Origin of the sequence: Arthrobacter sp. 3Tela_A (genome assembly GCF_049311025.1) — a bacterium.
Taxonomy (GTDB): domain Bacteria; phylum Actinomycetota; class Actinomycetes; order Actinomycetales; family Micrococcaceae; genus Arthrobacter_B.
Genome location: NZ_JAXIOM010000073.1, coordinates 1 through 17,732 on the forward strand (window position 1 = coordinate 1; position 17,732 = coordinate 17,732).

Below are 17,732 nucleotides of genomic sequence, written 5' to 3' on the forward strand. Positions count from 1 at the left end.
CGGCGGGGCGCCCCCCCCCCCCCTTAACCCAACCCCCGGGCCCGGCTCGCGCCGCTTGCGCACGGGGGCCCGTCCTTTATAGAACCTGTCAGGCGCCGCGTTTAGCGCTCCGGGTAGTTGCGCTCCGGGAGGCCCGTGTAAAGCTGGCGCGGGCGGCCAATCTTCGTCTGCGGGTCCTGCATCATTTCGCGCCACTGGGCGATCCAGCCCGGCAGGCGGCCGATGGCGAAGAGCACGGTGAACATCTTCTCCGGGAAGCCCATGGCCTTGTAGATCAGGCCGGTGTAGAAGTCGACGTTCGGGTAGAGCTTGCGCTCGATGAAGTAGTCGTCCGCGAGGGCCTTCTCTTCGAGGCGCATCGCGATATCCAGCAGCTCGTCGTTGCCGCCGAGGTCTGCGAGGATCTCGTGTGCGGTGGCCTTGACGATCTTGGCGCGCGGGTCGTAGTTCTTGTAGACGCGGTGCCCGAAGCCCATGAGCTTCACGCCGTCTTCCTTGTTCTTGACCTTCTCCATGAAGTCTTCCGGCTGCATGCCGGTGGACTGAATGTCCCGCAGCATGTTCAGCACGGCTTCATTGGCGCCGCCGTGCAGCGGGCCGAAGAGGGCACTGATGCCGGCAGAGATGGAAGCGAACATGTTCGCGTTGGAGCTGCCGACCAGGCGGACGGTGGACGTGGAGCAGTTCTGCTCGTGGTCCGCGTGCAGGATCAGCAGCAGGTCCAGGGCCTTGACCAGCTTCGGGTTCAGTTCATACGGCTCGGCGGGCAGGCCGAAGGAGAGCCGCATGAAGTTCTCCACCAGGTTCATGGAGTTGTCCGGGTAGAGCATGGGCTGGCCGATGCTCTTCTTGTGCGCGTACGCCGCGATCACGGGGAGCTTTGCCATGAGGCGAACGGTGGAGAGTTCCACCTGTTCCTCGTCAAAGGGATCCAGTGAGTCCTGGTAGAACGTGGAGAGAGCGCTGACGGCGGAGGACAGCACCGGCATCGGGTGCGCGTCGCGCGGGAAGCCGCCGAAGAAGCCCTTGAGGTCCTCGTGCAGCAGCGTGTGGCGGCGGATCCGGTGATCAAAAGCCTCGAGCTCTGCCGGGGTGGGCAGGTTGCCGTAGATGAGCAGGTACGAGGTTTCCAGGAAACTTGAGTGCTTGGCCAGCTGCTCGATCGGGTATCCGCGGTAGCGCAGGATTCCGGCATCGCCGTCGATGTAAGTGATCGCCGAGGTGGTGGCCGCGGTGTTCATAAAACCGGGGTCGAAAGTAACGGTGCCGGTCTGCTTCAGCAGCTTCGATACGTCGAAGCCGTCGTTGCCTTCCTTGGCCGCGATGCGGGGCAGCTCCAGCTTGTCCGCAGGGTCGGTCCCATAGTGCAGTTCGGCACTCGGTCGCTCAGTCATGTTTCTCCTTCAGGAGTTTGAAGAACCCACTGCTACGGGCCCGCGTCCTCGTGAGAAGAGCGCCCATAGTACACATTCGTGCTTTTATCTATTTCGCTAAAACGCTACCGGTTTACCGGGCGATACCACTAATCGGCAGCCATGTTGTTGTGCAAGCGCAACATCAGTGCATAATGCCACCGGCCAATCAGACGGCAGCTTCAGCCAGCCGCCGTGCAGCCGCTGCAACCCGTTCGTCACTGCCCGTAAGCGCTACCCGGACGTAGCCGGCACCGGCGTCGCCGTAAATTACACCCGGGCCCACCACAATCCCCAGTGCGGCAAACCGTTCAACGGTGGTCCAGGTGTCCTCGCCTGCGGTCGCCCACAGGTAAAGACCTGCTTCGGAACTGCTGATCTCGAGTCCGAAGGCTTCCAGGGCCGGCACCAGCATCTCGCGCCGCGCCCGGTACTTGTCCTTCTGCTCCGCCACATGCCTGTCATCCGAGAGCGCTGCCAGCATCGCCGCCTGCACGGGCGCCGGGACGATCATTCCGGCGTGCTTGCGGCTGTTCACCAGGTTGGCAATGATCGCGCCGTCGCCGGCCACGAACGCGGCGCGGTAACCGGCGAGGTTCGACTGCTTGCTCAGCGAATAGACGGCGAGCAGCGACTCGTTGCTGCCTCCGCTGATGCGCGGGTCCAGCACGGAGGGAACCGGGGCTCCGCCGCGTGCGGTGTCCCATTCGCTCCAGCCGAGTTCGGCGTAGCACTCGTCCGAGGCTACGACGGCGCCGAGCGCGCGGGCCTGGTCCACCAGGGCCGCCATGGACTCGGCGCTGCGCACGCTGCCGGTTGGATTTCCGGGTGAGTTGATCCAGACCAGCCGGACGCGCGCCCGGGTCTGCTCGTCGAGTTCCGAGAGGTCATCCGCAGCCACGGGCGTTGCCCCGGCGAGGACGGCCCCCATGTCGTAGGTCGGGTAGGCAACGGTGGGACGGACGACGACGTCGCCGGCGCCCAGCCCCAGCAGCAGCGGCAGCCAGGCCACTAGTTCCTTGGAACCTACCGTGGGCATGATGTCCTGCGGGTCCAGGCCCGGCACTGACCGGCGGCGGGCGAACCAGCCGGCGATTCCCTGCCGCAGCTCCAGCGTCCCGTGGGTGGTGGGATACCCCGGCGCGTTGGCCGCAGCGGCCAGTGCGGCCTGGATGAATTCCGGGGTGGGATCCACCGGCGTGCCGATCGACAGGTTCACGGCGCCGTCAGCGTGGGCGGATGCCTGCTGTACGTACGGTGCCATGGCTTCCCAGGGGTACTCTGGAAGGTTCAGTCCGAATCCCCCGGGGGCCTTGATGCTCATTCCTGGTTCTGCGGCGGCAGAGCGGCGATCATCGGGTGATCCTTGTGCGTGTTGCCGAGCTTGGCGGCACCGCCGGGGGAACCGAGGTCATCGAAGAACTCAACGTTGGCCTTGTAGTAGTCGGCCCACTCTTCAGGGGTGTCGTCCTCGTAGTAGATCGCTTCAACCGGGCACACCGGTTCGCAGGCGCCGCAGTCCACGCATTCATCAGGGTGGATATACAGGGAACGTTCACCTTCGTAGATGCAGTCCACGGGGCACTCTTCGATGCATGCCTTGTCTTTTACATCCACGCATGGCTGCGCAATTACGTACGTCACGTCCCTTTGCCTTCCTTGGTGTGCGGATTTCCGCGAGTGAGCGGATCTCCACGAGGTAATGCTTCCACGTTAGTAGTCCGTCCCATTATCTCCCAGCCGGGAGGGTGCCGCGTACTATGTAACGGTGACAACCCCATCCCCCGAGGAACGGCTGCGCGCAGCCGGAACCGGGCAGCGCGCCGTCGTGCGCTACCGCATTGACGGCGGGCTGACGGACGCCCTGGGGACCATCACCGCCCTGGACACCGAGGGATGCACGCTTGAGACCAGGAACGGCCCGGTAACCATACAGTGGTCCCTGGTCACGGCGGGCAAACCGGTCCCGCCTGCGCCGGAACGCCGCAGGCCGCGGCGTCCCCAGCCCCCGGCCTAGGCCGCCGTCCAGCCCGGCGTATGCTGGACTGATGCCAAAGGACGATGTGATTCAGGCCCGGGGACGAGCCCTGAGCTCCCCGGTCCGCCTGCGGATCCTGCGTTTGTGCCTGCATGCTGAGCGCACCAATCAGGAAATTGCCGAGGCGCTGGAGCTGAACCCTGCGACGGCGCTGCATCATGTGCGGACCCTGCTGGGGACCGGATTCCTCGCGGCCGGCACACCCCGCAGCGGTAACCGCGGCGCCAAGGAAATCCCCTACCGGGCCACCGGACTGAGCTGGAAAGCTTCCCTCCCGGAGAGCGCCAACATGGTCTTCATTGAGACATTCCTGCAGGAAATTGAAGGCCTGCCCCCGTCGGACATTGAAGTGGTGCGCATGGGGCTGTGCCTTAACGAGGAAAACCGCCGCGTGCTCATGGAGAAGCTGCGGGCGGTTTTCGACGATTATGCACTGCGTGGTCCGGATCCGGACGGTACGCCTACGTCGCTGATGCTGGCCCATCACCTGGACCGCACCAGCGAACGGCTGGCTTCAGGGGCTGCCTAGCCCAGCGGGCCCGGGCCCGGCCGGTAACCCGGGTCCGTCCCGTAGGGAAGCACCGGGTTTGCGGCGGAAACACGCTCGAAGCGGGCTTCGCGCCGAAGCACGACGGCGGTCACCAGAACCGCTGCCACTGTCGCCAGCGACTGGCCGAAGAGCCAGATGAGCCCTGACGTCACGACGGGCAGGTCCAGTCCGGAGGATGTACCCGTGACGATCAGCGGGCCGCTGAACATGTCCAGGGAAAACGCACCGAGCAGAACGTACGTCAGGACGCCGGTGGCTGCACTGACGGCCACGGAGCGTGCCCATAGCCCGGCAAAGACTGCCGTGGCGGCGCTAAAGAGCAAAGCTCCCACCGCCCCGAGCGGCAGCGGGGTATCCCCTGCGTAGAGCACCTGGGCATGCAGTGATGTTCCCAGGATGCCCGCGGCGAGGGCGCCAAGCACCACGGCCACAGGGCCCCGCCAGCGCGGGACCCTGTGACCTGGTGCCTGGAAATCAGCGATTGGACTAGGCCTTCGCGCGGGCGCGGTTGGCCTTGGAACGCTCGTTGGCGTCCAGGATCAGCTTGCGGATGCGGATCGACTCCGGGGTGACCTCCACGCACTCGTCCTCGCGGGCGAACTCAAGGGATTCCTCGAGGGTCAGCTTGCGCGGCGGGGTCAGGTTCTCAAAGGTATCCGAGGAAGCTGCACGCATGTTGGTGAGCTTCTTTTCCTTGGTGATGTTCACATCCATGTCATCGGCGCGCGAGTTCTCGCCCACGATCATGCCTTCGTAAACCTCGGAGGTCGGCTCTACGAAGAAGGAGCCGCGTTCCTGCAGGTTGATCATGGCGAACGGGGTTACGACGCCGGCGCGGTCAGCGATCATCGAACCGTTGGTGCGGTATTCGATCGGACCGGCCCACGGCTCGTAGCCCTCGGCGATGGAAGCGGAGATGCCGGCGCCGCGGGTTTCCGTGAGGAAGCGGGTGCGGAAGCCGATCAGGCCGCGGGCGGGAACAATGAATTCCATGCGGACCCAGCCGGTGCCGTGGTTGGCCATGTTGACCATGCGGCCCTTGCGGGCTGCCAGCAGCTGGGTGACGGCGCCGAGGTATTCCTCGGGCACGTCGATGGTCATGTGTTCCATCGGCTCGTGGACCTTGCCGTCGATCACCTTGGTGACAACCTGCGGCTTGCCGACGGTGAGTTCGAAGCCTTCACGGCGCATCTGCTCAACCAGGATCGCCAGGGCGAGCTCGCCGCGGCCCTGGACTTCCCAGGCATCCGGACGTTCGGTGGGCAGCACGCGCAGGGAGACGTTACCGATCAGTTCCTTGTCCAGGCGGTCCTTCACCTGGCGTGCGGTGACCTTGGCGCCCTTGACCTTGCCGGCCAGCGGCGAGGTGTTGATACCGATGGTCATGGAGATCGCGGGATCATCCACGGTGATCAGCGGCAGCGGCTTGGGGTTGTCCACGTCGGTGAGGGTTTCACCAATGGTGATGTCCTCGATGCCGGCGACGGCGACGATCTCGCCGGGTCCGGCGGATTCTGCCGGAACACGCTCGAGTGCCTTGGTGGCCAGCAGTTCGGTGATCTTTACGGTCTTCATCGTGCCGTCGTGGCGGGCCCAGGCGACCTGCTGTCCCTTGCGCAGGGTGCCGTTGAAGATGCGCAGCAGCGCCAGGCGGCCCAGGAAGGGTGAAGCGTCCAGGTTGGTGACGTGCGCCTGCAGCACACCTTCCGGATCGTAGGTCGGAGCCGGGATGTGCTCAATGATGGTCTGGAAGAGCGGCTCCAGGTTGTCGTTCGCGGGTGCCTGGCCGTCGGCCGGCTGCTCCAGCGAGGCTGCGCCAACACGGGCGGCAGCGTAAACGACGGGGACGTTCAGGACCAGGTCAAGATCAAGGTCGGGAACTTCGTCCGCAAGGTCGGAAGCCAGGCCAAGGAGCAGGTCCATGGACTCGCTGACAACCTCGTCGATGCGGGCATCGGGGCGGTCGGTCTTGTTGACCAGCAGCACCACGGGAAGCTTGGCGGCCAGCGCCTTGCGCAGCACGAAGCGGGTCTGCGGCAGCGGGCCCTCAGAGGCATCAACGAGCAGCACAACGCCGTCGACCATGGACAGGCCGCGCTCGACCTCACCGCCGAAGTCGGCGTGGCCGGGGGTGTCGATCACGTTGATGGTGATGGTTTCGCCGTTGGCAGCCGGGCCGTTGTAGAACACCGTGGTGTTCTTGGCCAGGATGGTGATGCCCTTTTCACGTTCCAGGTCACCTGAGTCCATCACGCGTTCTTCGACATCTCCGTGCGAAGCAAAGGAGTTCGTCTGCTTGAGCATGGCGTCGACGAGGGTCGTTTTGCCGTGGTCAACGTGGGCCACAATAGCAACGTTGCGGAGATCGCTACGCACTGCGCTGTTTACAGCCGTGTTGGTTTCTGACATGCGTGAAGACTCAATTCATAGGTAACAGTTCGGGGATAATTCACAGTGGTCCGGGGTCGATCCGGAGAATCCGGCAGTTCTGTACAAATGCTGCGTTGGAACACACGTGTAAGAAGTCACCGAGAGGCCGCCGTCAGCGGGCACCATACCATTCTAGTCGTTTTGCCAAAGGTTCCCTAATGCGCTGTGGTCTCCGGCCGCAAATCCGCTTCCCTAGGCCGCCTCCGGCGGCAGTTCGAGGCCCGCGCCCGGGATCGCGTCGAGCAGGGCCTTCGTGTAGTCCTGGCGCGGATTGTTGAAGACTTCGTCCGTAGTTCCGGTTTCCACCACCTTTCCCTTCTGCATGACGCAGACGTCGTCCGCGATCTGCCGGACCACCGCGAGGTCGTGCGTAATGAAGAGGTAGCTCAGCCCGAGGTCGGCCTGAAGTTCGGCGAGCAGGTTGAGGATCTGCGCCTGCACCAGGACATCCAGTGCGGAAACCGCCTCATCACAGATGACAACCTCCGGGTCCAGTGCCAGGGCACGGGCCACGGCCACACGCTGGCGCTGGCCGCCGGAGAGCTCATTCGGGAACCGGCGCATCACCGTTGTTGGCAGTGCCACCTGGTCCAGCAGCTTCCGGACCTTCGCAGCACGGCTCGCGGCGTCACCAATCCCGTGGACCCTCAGCGGCTCCTCGATGGTGTGGAAGATGTTGTACATCGGATCCAGGGAGCCGTACGGATCCTGGAAGATGGGCTGCACCCTGCGGCGGAAGGCGAAGAGCTTCTTCCTGTCCAGAGTGGTCATGTCCGTTCCCTTAAAGAGGATGCTGCCGCTGGTGGGGGTTTCCAGGTTCAGCACCATACGGGCAACGGTGGACTTTCCGGAGCCGGATTCACCCACGACGGCGGTAGTGGTGCCCTGCGGCACCGAGAAGGACACGTTGTCCACCGCCGTGAAGTCGGTGTGCCGGCCCAGTCCGCTGCGCAGCTTGAAGACCTTGGTCAGGTTGCGGACTTCAATGACGCCCGGCCTGCCGGCCTCCTGCTCGTCCGGAACCTCAGGTGCCGGCACCTCCAGCCCCCGGTCCCGGATAGTGTCGATCCGCTTGGACGCGAGCGACGGCGCGGATTCCACAAGACGCTTCGTATACGGATGCTGCGGGTTCCGCAGGATCTCCAGCGCCGGCCCGGACTCCACGACCCGCCCCTTGTACATCACCACCACGCGCTGGGCACGCTCGGCGGCCAGGCCCAGGTCATGGGTGATCAGCAGGACGGCGGTACCCATTTCCCGGGTCAGCGTTTCCAGGTGGTCCAGGATCTGGCGCGGGGCCCGGGCCGGCCGCGCCCCGAGGTCGGCTCGTCTGCAATCAGCAGCCGAGGCGAGCAGGAGAGGCCAATGGCGATTAGGGCGCGCTGGCGCATGCCGCCGGAGAACTCGTGCGGGTACTGCCTGGCACGGGAGGCGGCGTCGGGCAGGCCCGCCTGGCTCAGCACCCGGGCAACATCCGCGTCAGTGGCTGGGCGGCCGTTTGCCTTCAGCGTCTCCCGCACCTGGAAACCGATCTTCCACACCGGGTTCAGGTTGGACATTGGGTCCTGAGGCACCATGCCGATCGAGTTGCCGCGCAGCTCGACGATCCGCTTGGCGCTGGCATGGGTGATGTCTTCGCCGTCAAAAATGATCTGGCCGGCGCTGATCTGCCCGTTGCCGGGCAGCAGGCCGATGGCTGCGAGCGCCGTCGTCGACTTTCCCGAACCCGACTCCCCCACGATTGCCACGGTTTCCCCGGGAAGGACGGTCAGGTTTGCGTCCTGGACGGCGTTGACCGTGCCGTTGGACGTGGTGAAGGAAATCGCGAGCGAGCGGATGTCCAGCAGCGGGGCCGGCTCGGCGGCCGGGTTTTGGGCAGTGGATGTCATAGCTTGCGGGCTTTCGGATCGAGGGCATCACGCACGGCATCGCCGAGCATGATGAAACTGAGGACAGTGACGGACAGCGCCCCTGCCGGCCACAGCAGCGCTGCGGGGTTGGAGCGCAGCGAGGTCTGGGCGGCGGAGATGTCATTGCCCCAGGACATGATGTCCGGCGGCAGGCCGATCCCCAGGAAGGACAGGGTGGCTTCAGCCACGATGAAGGTGCCCAGGGAAATGGTGGCCGTGACGATCACCGGGGCCAGGGCGTTGGGAAGAACATGCTTCACCAGCGCCTGGAACTTGGAAACGCCCAGGGCACGGGAGGCAACGACGAAGTCCGCGTTGCGCACGGAGATCACTGCACCCCGTGTGATGCGGGCGATCTGCGGCCATCCGAAGACCACCAGGGTGAGCACCACTGTCCAGATGTTGCGGTTTTCGCGGAACATGGGCAGCTGCATCACAATGATGGCGCCCAGGATCAGCGGCAGGGCGAAGAAGATGTCGCCCAGCCGTGCGATCACGGCGTCAAGCCATCCGCCGTAGTAGCCGGCGAGCGCGCCGAGCGTTCCGCCCAGCAGCACCACCGAGACGGTGGTGATGATGCCGACCAGCAGGGACGCCCGGGTTCCGTAGATGAGCCGGGCATAGACGTCACACCCCTGCAGCGTGAATCCGAGCGGATGCCCCGGACTGGGCCCGGCATTGGAGTCGGCCAGGTAGCAGGCTCCGTCCGGCGGGGTCTGGGTGAAGAGCTGCGGAAAGGCCGCCACCGCGATAATCAGCAGGATCAGCAGGGCGGAGATAATGAACAGCGGCCTGCGGCGCAGGTTCCGCCATGCCTCCCCCCACATGCTCAGCGGGGCCTTGCCGTCCTGGACTGCGTCGGTCTCCGGAAGTACGTCCGAATCCACCGCCGCAACAAAGTGCTCCTGGGTCCGGGAACTCTTACTCATAACGGATCCTTGGGTCCAGCCAGGCGTACAGCAGGTCAACCAGCAGGTTCGCCACCACATAGACAAGAACCAGCACGCTCACAATGGAGACGATTGTGGGCCCTTCGCCGCGGATGACGGCCTGGTAGAGCTTCTGCCCGACGCCGGGCACGTTGAAGATGCCTTCCGTGACGATCGCGCCGCCCATCAGCGCGCCAAGGTCTGCACCCAGGAAGGTGATGACCGGGATCAGGGAGTTGCGCAGAATGTGCACGGTGACCACGCGCCCGCGGGAGAGGCCCTTGGCCGTGGCGGTGCGGACGTAGTCGGCATTCATGTTTTCAATGACTGAGGTGCGCGTCAGCCGCAGGACGTAGGCGAAGGATGCCAGGCCCAGGACGACGGCGGGAAGTATCAGATCGCTCCAGCCGGCGCTCGCTCCCACTGTGGGAGCTGTCCAGCCAAGTTTGACGCCGATGATGAATTGCAGGAGGAAACCCAGCACAAAGACCGGGATGGCGATGACCACCAGCGACACAAAGAGCACGGTGGCATCAAAGATCCGGCCCTTCTTCAAACCTGCGATCAGGCCGAAGACAATGCCGAACACAGCTTCGAAGCACAGCGCCAGCACAGCCAGGCGCATGGTGACCGGGAAGATCTGCGCCAGGACTTCGGCCACGGGACGGCCGGAGAAGTCGTTGCCCAGGTTAAAGGTCAGCAGGTTTTTCAGATACTCGAAGTACTGAACGATGAAGGGCTGGTCCAGGTTGTACTGTTCACGCAGCTGCGCGGCGACTACCTCGTTGACCGGCCGGTCCCCGAACAGTGCGGCGATCGGGTCTCCGGGGAGCGAAAAAACGAGGAAATAGACCAGCAGAGTGGCCCCGAAGAACACCGGGATCATCTGCAGGACCCGGCGGGCGATGTATCTGGTCATCGGCGGGACCTGCCCTGGTCAGTTCGAAGGGCTGGTTTGAACATGGAAAACCATCCTGTTCTGGCGGCAGACGGCCGGGGCCGTCCCCGTTTCCTGCCTTGTTGGACAGGAACGGGAAACGGCCGCCGGCTCGCCGGCCAGGATTACTTGCGTGCGATGTTGTAGTACACAGGCACGCCGTTCCAGCCGGTTTCCACGTCAGTGACGTTGCTGCTCCAGCCGGTTTGGGATACCTGGTACCACAGCGGAATTACCGGGAGGTCCTGCAGCAGGACTTCCTGGGCCTGGTTGAAGATTGCCGCACCCTCTTCAGCGGTGGGCGCAGACAGACCCTTTGACAGCAGGTCGTCAAATACCTGGCTCGAGTAATCGCCGTCGTTGGACCCGGCGCCGGTTCCGTAGAGCGGGCCGAGGAAGTTGTACAGCGACGGGTAGTCCGCCTGCCAGCCCGTCCGGATGGCTCCGCTCAGGGTCTTGGCGGTGGCGTCCGACCGCAGTTCCTTGAAGGTCGAGTAAGCCTTGCCCTGTGCGTCCACACCAAGGACGTTCTTCAGGGAGTTGCAGACCGCGTCAACCCACTCCTTGTGGTCGCCGTCGGCGTTGTAGCCAATGGTGAAGGCCTTGCCTTCGGGCCACGGGGAGATCGCCTCGGCTTCATCCCAGAGTTCCTTGGCACGCTCGGGGTTGTAGGCCAGCACGTCCGAGCCGGCCAGCTCGGAGTCAAAGCCCTCGATCACCGGAGAGGTGAACTCGTTGGCCGGCTGCCGTGCACCGGAGAAGATGACGTCGGTAACCTCCTCGCGGTTGATCGCCATGGAGATGGCCTGGCGGCGCAGCGCACCTGCTTCCCCGGAGAACTCATCGAGGTACTGGGGAATGGTGATGGTCTGGTTCTGTGCCGTCGGCTTCTCCGAGTAGCGTCCCTCGCCCAGGTCTGACTTGAAGGTCTTCTGGGCTGCGGCCGGCATCTGGTCCAGCACGTCCAGGTTGTCCGCCTGCAGATCCGCGTATGCGGCATCGTAGGAGGAGTAGAACTTGAACGTCACGCCGGAGTTCTGCGGAACCCGGGTGCCCGTGTAGTCGGGGTTGGTAACCAGGTCGATCTGGACTTCATGCTGCCAGGCGTTGTCACCGGCCAGCATGTAGGGGCCGTTACCTACCGGGTTTTCCCCGAACGCTGCCGGGTCCTCAAAGGCCTGCGGGGGCAGCGGGTAGAAGGCCGTGTAGCCCAGACGCAGCGGCCAGTCGGATTCCGGCTGTGAGAGCGTCACGGTAAAGGTCTTCTCATCGAGAACCTGCAGGCCGCTCATGGTCTCTGCGGTTGCGCCTTCGGCACTCACTTCGTCATAGCCTTCGATGCTCTCGAAGAAGTATGAGTTCAGCTGTGCGTTCTTGGCAGCAGCCCCAAAGTTCCATGCATCCACGAAGGATGAAGCCGTCACGGGTTCCCCGTTGGAGAAGGTCTTTCCGTCCTTCAGGGTAATCGTGTAGTGCTGCGAGTCCTCGGTCTCGATGGACTCGGCAATTTCATTTACTGTCTTGCCGTCGGCGTCGTAGCTCACCAAACCTTCGAACAGAAGGTCCATGATCCGTCCGCCGCCCACCTCGTTGGTGTTGGCGGGGAGCAGCGGATTCTGCGGCTCGGTGCCGTTGGCCGTAATGCTCGTACTGGTGGCAGCGGAGTTACTGCTGTCGCTTCCTCCGCCGCAGGCTCCCAGCGCTAGGGCGGCGACCACCGCCACGCTGACAACCTTGGATACGCGCTGTAAACGCATTCCGCCTCCTGTCTAGAAAGGAAGCCGGTGTCTTGTTTCCGGCGCTGATGCCCGGGTAGCAGCTGCTGGGAGGGACCCAATGACTCTTCCTCAGACCTCAGCAAATGGTCCATGGTTCGTTCCCGGGCTTTCCCGGGCAACCAAAAAGGGGACACGCCCGCCGGAGCTATCCGTTGTGCGGATGCCCTCGAAGCCTGTCCCCCGTGTACAGAAGTATATCGAGAAGGCCCTCTATATAACGATTCAAGGACGATGTTAGATCGGCCACGCGAGTCGCTGGACAGCATGCTGATAATGTGCAGTTCACAGGCGGGGCCCCTCCGTTTCCCCACCGAACACACAGAAACTGCCCGTTTGGAGCTCCAAACGGGCAGTTTCTGCCATCTCGGGGTGGGGCGAGGGCTAGCCGACGGGGCCAGACGCTTCGAGCAGCTTGGCCCGCAGCTCGCGGCGCTCGCGCTGCTTCTCCGGATCCGGGAGCGGCACCGCTGCGATGAGCCGCTGCGTGTATTCCTCCTGCGGGTTGCGCAGGATCTGGTCACGCGTGCCCTGTTCCACAATCCGCCCGCTGCGCATCACGCAGATGTGGTCGGCAAGGACATCCACCACCGCGAGGTCATGGGTCACGAACAGGCAGGCAAAACCGAGCTCGCGCTGCAGGTTCTGGAACAGCTCCAGGACCTTGGCCTGAACGGACACGTCCAGCGCGGACGTCGGCTCATCCGCCACCATCAGCTTGGGCTTCAGCGACAGGGCCCGGGCAATGCCCACACGCTGCTTCTGTCCGCCGGAAAGCTCATGCGGGTAGCGGTTCCGGTACGCACGGGGCAGCTCAACCTGGTCCAGCAGTTCCTCGATCCGCTGCTGCAGGGCAGCCCCCTTGGCTTCACCGGCCAGGAACATCGGCTCGCCAATGCTCTCACCGATGGGCAGCCGGGGGTTCAGGGACGATGACGGATCCTGGAAGACCATTCCCACCTGGCGGCGCAGGGCATGCATGGCCTTGGAGTTGGGCTTCAGTTCGGAGATGTCCGTCCCCACCACACGCAGCTCGCCCTCGGCAACGGGAAGGAGGCCGACGGCGGCACGGCCGATGGTGGTCTTGCCGGAGCCCGATTCGCCCACCAGCCCCATGACCTGGCCCGGCAGGATGCGCAGGTTGGCACCCTCCACGGCACGGAAGGCGGCCACCCGGCCCTGCTTGGGATACTCGATCGCCACGTTCTCAAGGACCAGCACCGGCTCGCCGCCGGCGGCGTCCACCTTGGCTGCGGCGTCGGTTCGAAGGCCGGAGAGGACTTCCGCTTCCCGGCGCTCCAGTTCTTCCTGCTCCACGGATTCAAGCTCAACGTGCGTGGCAGCTGCCAGCGCAGCAACCACGTCCACGTCGCCGTCTCCGTCTGCGCCCTGCCCCAGGTGCGGGACGGACTCCAGCAGCGCCCGGGTGTAGGGGTGCTGGGGGTTGGAGAAGATTTCCTTGGCGGTACCCGTTTCCACGATGACTCCGTGGCGCATCACTGCAATGCGGTCTGCCAGGTCGGCTACCACGCCCATGTCATGGGTAATCAGGACAATGGCCGAGTTGAGCTTGTTGCGCAGGTTGCGCATCAGGTCCAGGATCTCGGCCTGGACCGTCACGTCCAGCGCGGTGGTGGGTTCGTCGGCGATCAGCAGTTTCGGATCACAGGAGAGTGACTGGGCGATCATGGCACGCTGGCGCTGGCCGCCGGAGAGCTGGTGCGGGTAGGACTTGAACGCCTTCTCGGGGTCCGGCAGCTCCACCATGTCCAGCAGCTTAAGGGCACGCTTTTTGGCCTCATCGGGCGATAGCTCGTTATGCAGGCGCAGTGTTTCCACGATCTGGAAGCCCACTGTATAAACCGGGTTCAGCGCCGTCATGGGCTCCTGGAAGATCACGGCGACGTCGTTGCCGCGCACCTGCCGAAGCTTATGCTGCGACAGGCCCAGGAGCGGTTCACCGTCCAGCAGGACTTCACCGGTAACCCGGGAGTTTTTGGGCAGCAGCCCCAGCAGGGCCATGGAGCTGGCGCTCTTGCCGGAGCCGGACTCACCGACGATGGCCAGGACTTCCCCGGCCTTCACGTGGTAGTTCAGGCCGATCGCGGCGGGAACCCATTCCTTGTCCACGCCGAAGTCCACGGAGAGGTCGCGGACCTCAAGGACCGGTGGCCGGCCCGTGGTGCTCGCCTGTGTTGTGCTGATGGTTTCAGTCATGGCGGTGGTTTCCTTCCGTCCAGGCTGCGCGCCGGCCCCGGATCACCGGGCCGATTACGGAGGCGCCTGAAAATGCTGTAACGATGGGGGTATGCCGAACCCGCAGAGCGAGCCCGAGACCGAAGTTTTCCGTCCACGCACCACCAAGTGGTTCGTGGGTATTGCCGTAGCCCTCACGGCCGCCGCAGTTCTCTCCGCGGGCTGGACCAACGGTGCCGGCGGCGTTTTGGCCACCGCTCCCCTGTTCCTGATTCCCGCGGCAGCCGCGTGGCTGTTCTGGTATCCCAGCGTCCGGGTGTCCGAACTCGGTGTCCGGCTGGACAACCCTTTCCGGACCATTGAGGTGCCGTGGGCGGCCCTGATCCATGTGGATACCAAGTTCGCGCTGAAGCTCGTGACCCCGAAGGGCTCCTACACGGCGTGGGCCGCTCCCGCTCCCGGCGTCTGGGGCACCCACGCGGGCAAGCCCGAACATCTGCGGAACCTCCCCGGCACAACCTACGGTGCCGGCGGTTCGGTGCGGCCGGGAGACCTGAGCAACACGGACTCCGGGCAGGCTGCCCGCATGGTCCGCGAACGCTGGGAAGTCCTGGTCAATGCCGGCCGGATCGATCCGGACCAGACTGACGCCGCCCGCGCTGCGGTGAGCTTCAACTGGCGCTGGATCCTCGGGCTGGCTGCGGCCGCCGCAGTGCTGTTCGCCCTGGCGGGACTGGCCTAGAACAGCCAGCCCCGCTTCGGCGGAAAGCGTTCCCACTAGTTGCCGGCCTTCTTTGCCTTGACCTTCTTGGCATTGAACTTCTTCTGCCGCGGGTCAAAGGCATCGCGCAGTCCATCACCAATGAAGTTGATGCACAGGCAGATGGCCACGATGAACAGGCCCGGCCACCAGAAGAGCCACGGGCGGGTCTGGAACGCTTCCTGGTTCTGGCTGATGAGCAGGCCAAGGGACGTGTCCGGGGGCTGCACGCCAAAACCGATGTAGCTCAGCGAGGTTTCGAGCAGGATGGCCGTGGACATCAGCAGTGTGGTGTTTACGATGATCACGCCGACGGCGTTCGGCAGGATGTGCTTGAAGATAATGCGGTTGTTGGAAGCGCCGGCGATGCGTGCAGCATCGACGAACTCCCGCTCGCGCAGCGAGAGGAACTCACCGCGCACCAGCCGTGCCAGCGACGTCCACGTTGCCAGGCCCAGGAAGATTCCCAGGAGGACGACGCCGATTCCTGCGCCCACCAGACGGTTGGCAATCTGGCCCAGGACGGCGGCCATGACGATGATCGGGATGATGATGACGACGTCGGTCAGGCGCATCAGGACAGCTTCGACCCAGCCGCGGAAGTAGCCGGCAACGGCGCCGACAACTGAGCCGACGATGCAGGCGATGATACCCACCAGGAACATCACGATGATGGACTGCTGCGTGCCGCGCATGGTCATGGCGAACATGTCACGGCCAATGCGGTCCTGGCCGAAGGGGTGCTCACCCCAGTTGAACAGGTTGACGAAGGTGGGTGCACCGCCGTTGACCTGTTCGGTGAACTGGCGGTAGTCGTATTTCCACCAGCCGGGAATACCCGCAAAGCCGATGGAGCTGAATGCCAGGATGCAGATCAGCGCGAAGACAACCAGCGAGATGATCGCAGCGGTGTTGTCGAAGAAGCGCTTGCGGACAATCTGTCCCTGCGAGAGTCCCTTGGTCTTCGCCTTGGCGGTGGACTCAGGTTCTGTTCCGGGCGGGTTGGAGGGGGTTTCGGCGGAAAACGTAGTGCTCATGACTTCACCCTTACGCGCGGATCAAGGACGGTATAAACAAGGTCTGCCACCAGGTTGAAGACCAGTGCCAGAATGCCGGTTACCAGGAAGAAGCCCATGATCGGGTTGGGATCCACCCGGTGCAGGGCCTGGACGAACAGCTGGCCCATGCCGCTGAAGGCGAAGACCTGTTCGGTGATCACAGCGCCGCCAATCAGGGCACCGATGTCGAAGGCCACGATTGTGGCGAGCGGAATGAGGGCGTTGCGGAAGGCGTGCCGCATGACCACGGTGCGCTCGGAAAGACCTTTTGCGCGCGCAGTGCGGATGTAGTCCATGTTCATGATTTCCAGCATGGAGGCGCGGGAGTACCGGCTGTAGCTGGCCAGGGAGGCCAGCAGCAGGGCGATCGTGGGCAGCAGCAGGTGGGTGAAGGTATCCACGCCGCTGATCCAGAAGTCGCCGTTAAGTCCCGGTGTGGAAGCGCCAACCGTGGCGATCGGCCGGTCCCGGATGCGGGAGTTGTCCATGTAGGACGGCCAGGCGTACATAAAGCGGTCCAGGACGATCAATCCGCCAACGAGCAGGCCGGTGAGGGCAGCACCGCGCATGCTCTGGCCACGGTCGTAGCCTCCCATGAGGTAACCGACCAGGCAGCCCACGGCAACGGTGGCCAGGGCGAGGAGGAGCATCATCAGCCAGGTGGCCGAGTTCAGGACGGGCTGCAGGGCGTAGTAGGCCACGACGCCGATGGCAACGGTGATCAGGGCCGAGTACAGCGCCTTGCGGTTCTTCAGGCCGGCGCTGAGCAGTGTCACGCCGTAGGCAATGGCCACACCGGTGACTGCGATGACAACCGGGCCCAGGCTCGGCGTGACGAACCAGCCGGTGGCTCCCAGGACGTAGAGCAGACCGGCGGCGACCGCGAAGCCCGCCACGAACGCGATGGCCCTGCGCCGTAGGCTGCCGCCGGCAAATACGACCCAGATCAGGCCGCTGGCGGCGCCGACGCTCAAGACCACCGCGAGGGGTATCTGTGGGTCGGCAAGGAAGTTGTTGAACCCGATGGCGCCGTACTCCTTCAGGAGCACAGCCAGCCAGAAGATCGGCAGGGAGAAGAAGAGGAACGCCATGAACGTGACGCCGTAGTCCAGCGAGCTGTACTGGCGCAGCGCCGTGATGATGCCCAGGGAGATGCCCACGATGATGGCCAGGAGGGTGGCAGTGGTAACAAGCAGGATCGTGGCGCCCATGGCACGTGCCAGGGCATCAGTCACCTGCTCGCCCTGGATGCTCTGGCCCAGGTCGCAGGTGGCCGCGAACGGTGCCAGGCACTTGACGGCCCCGCCGAGCCAGTAGAAATAGCGCAGGGGTGCCGGAACATCGAGGTCAAGGAGTTCAGTCCTGGCACGGATGAGTTCGTCGCGGTTGGGTGCGGGATTCTCGCGCAGGTCTTGGAGGGGATCGCCTGACGCCGCTGTCAGGAGATAGACCAGGAACGAAGCCCCGAAGAGGATTAGCACGGCGGTCAGAAGCCGCCGGACGATGTAGGTAACCATAAAGTGTCAGCCTCATTAGAACGGGTCCGGGGGTTCTCCCGGCACTCGCAGAAGTGTAGTGCAGGTCATAGTTGCTGGGAATTTGGTTATTCCCAATCACTTACCGCCTGCTGCTGGGGGTTTTGGAAAAGACAGGGCGCCCGGGCCCTTAACGCCCCGGCGCCCGGCGGGTAATTGTTATCTGTTTTGGGATGGAATTTTTGCATAACTTCCCAATGCC

16 protein-coding genes are annotated in these 17,732 nt (G+C 64.1%); 3 read left to right on the top strand and 13 right to left on the bottom strand.

Annotated elements, in window-relative coordinates:
- Positions 1 to 101 precede the first annotated feature (101 nt).
- From TVC13_RS16315 to fdxA, 3 genes are all read right to left on the bottom strand, one after another.
- Positions 102 to 1,394, bottom strand: coding sequence for a citrate synthase (locus TVC13_RS16315; protein ID WP_422402202.1), 1,293 nt, complete (start codon positions 1,392 to 1,394; stop codon positions 102 to 104).
- 187 nt (positions 1,395 to 1,581) lie between these two features.
- Positions 1,582 to 2,736, bottom strand: coding sequence for a succinyldiaminopimelate transaminase (gene dapC / locus TVC13_RS16320; protein ID WP_422402203.1), 1,155 nt, complete (start codon positions 2,734 to 2,736; stop codon positions 1,582 to 1,584).
- Positions 2,733 to 3,056, bottom strand: a complete 324-nt coding sequence (gene fdxA / locus TVC13_RS16325) for a ferredoxin (protein ID WP_055239466.1) — start codon at positions 3,054 to 3,056, stop codon at positions 2,733 to 2,735. The genes dapC and fdxA overlap by 4 nt, the downstream gene beginning before the upstream one ends.
- A gap of 124 nt (positions 3,057 to 3,180) precedes the next feature.
- On the opposite strand from fdxA, the gene TVC13_RS16330 reads away from it, so the two are divergent.
- Both TVC13_RS16330 and TVC13_RS16335 read left to right on the top strand, forming a co-directional pair.
- Positions 3,181 to 3,429, top strand: coding sequence for a hypothetical protein (locus TVC13_RS16330; RefSeq protein WP_422402204.1), 249 nt, complete (start codon positions 3,181 to 3,183; stop codon positions 3,427 to 3,429).
- A 31-nt stretch (positions 3,430 to 3,460) separates the two neighbouring features.
- Positions 3,461 to 3,979, top strand: a complete 519-nt coding sequence (locus TVC13_RS16335) for an ArsR/SmtB family transcription factor (RefSeq protein WP_422402205.1) — start codon at positions 3,461 to 3,463, stop codon at positions 3,977 to 3,979.
- Here the strand turns inward: TVC13_RS16335 and TVC13_RS16340 are convergent.
- The 8 genes from TVC13_RS16340 to TVC13_RS16375 form a co-directional block, all read right to left on the bottom strand.
- The gene (locus TVC13_RS16340; RefSeq protein ID WP_422402206.1) at positions 3,976 to 4,431 is read right to left on the bottom strand and encodes a hypothetical protein; all 456 of its coding nucleotides are present in this window, start codon (positions 4,429 to 4,431) and stop codon (positions 3,976 to 3,978) included. The two genes, TVC13_RS16335 and TVC13_RS16340, sit on opposite strands and share 4 nt — an antisense overlap.
- 55 nt (positions 4,432 to 4,486) lie before the next feature.
- On the bottom strand, positions 4,487 to 6,409 hold the full coding sequence (gene typA, locus TVC13_RS16345) for a translational GTPase TypA (protein ID WP_422402207.1): 1,923 nt from the start codon (positions 6,407 to 6,409) through the stop codon (positions 4,487 to 4,489).
- A 213-nt stretch (positions 6,410 to 6,622) separates the two neighbouring features.
- Entirely contained in the window at positions 6,623 to 7,684 is a 1,062-nt protein-coding gene (locus TVC13_RS16350) for an ABC transporter ATP-binding protein (RefSeq protein WP_422402208.1), read from the bottom strand.
- Positions 7,685 to 7,692: 8 nt separating this feature from the next.
- Positions 7,693 to 8,319: an ATP-binding cassette domain-containing protein gene (locus TVC13_RS16355; protein ID WP_422402209.1), complete on the bottom strand. Its 627-nt coding sequence runs from the start codon at positions 8,317 to 8,319 to the stop codon at positions 7,693 to 7,695.
- Positions 8,316 to 9,269, bottom strand: coding sequence for an ABC transporter permease (locus TVC13_RS16360; RefSeq protein WP_422402210.1), 954 nt, complete (start codon positions 9,267 to 9,269; stop codon positions 8,316 to 8,318). The genes TVC13_RS16355 and TVC13_RS16360 overlap by 4 nt, the downstream gene beginning before the upstream one ends.
- Positions 9,262 to 10,188 carry an ABC transporter permease gene (locus tag TVC13_RS16365; protein WP_422402211.1) on the bottom strand — a complete coding sequence of 309 codons (927 nt, stop codon included), beginning with the start codon at positions 10,186 to 10,188 and terminating at the stop codon, positions 9,262 to 9,264. Before TVC13_RS16365 ends, TVC13_RS16360 begins: the two co-directional genes overlap by 8 nt.
- Positions 10,189 to 10,331: 143 nt before the next feature.
- Positions 10,332 to 11,963, bottom strand: coding sequence for a peptide ABC transporter substrate-binding protein (locus TVC13_RS16370; protein WP_422402212.1), 1,632 nt, complete (start codon positions 11,961 to 11,963; stop codon positions 10,332 to 10,334).
- 402 nt (positions 11,964 to 12,365) lie between these two features.
- Complete coding sequence (locus TVC13_RS16375) at positions 12,366 to 14,198, bottom strand: ABC transporter ATP-binding protein (protein ID WP_422402213.1); 1,833 nt, start codon at positions 14,196 to 14,198, stop codon at positions 12,366 to 12,368.
- Positions 14,199 to 14,289: 91 nt separating this feature from the next.
- Here TVC13_RS16375 and TVC13_RS16380 point away from each other — a divergent pair, with 91 nt between their 5' ends.
- Positions 14,290 to 14,919, top strand: coding sequence for a PH domain-containing protein (locus TVC13_RS16380; RefSeq protein WP_422402214.1), 630 nt, complete (start codon positions 14,290 to 14,292; stop codon positions 14,917 to 14,919).
- 35 nt (positions 14,920 to 14,954) lie between these two features.
- On the opposite strand, the gene TVC13_RS16385 is transcribed toward TVC13_RS16380, so the two are convergent.
- Together TVC13_RS16385 and TVC13_RS16390 are read right to left on the bottom strand one after the other, a co-directional pair.
- Positions 14,955 to 15,974 (bottom strand): ABC transporter permease, encoded by a 1,020-nt coding sequence (locus TVC13_RS16385; RefSeq protein WP_422402215.1) that lies wholly within the window; start codon positions 15,972 to 15,974, stop codon positions 14,955 to 14,957.
- Complete coding sequence (locus tag TVC13_RS16390) at positions 15,971 to 17,512, bottom strand: ABC transporter permease (protein ID WP_422402216.1); 1,542 nt, start codon at positions 17,510 to 17,512, stop codon at positions 15,971 to 15,973. Before TVC13_RS16390 ends, TVC13_RS16385 begins: the two co-directional genes overlap by 4 nt.
- Positions 17,513 to 17,732 lie beyond the last annotated feature (220 nt).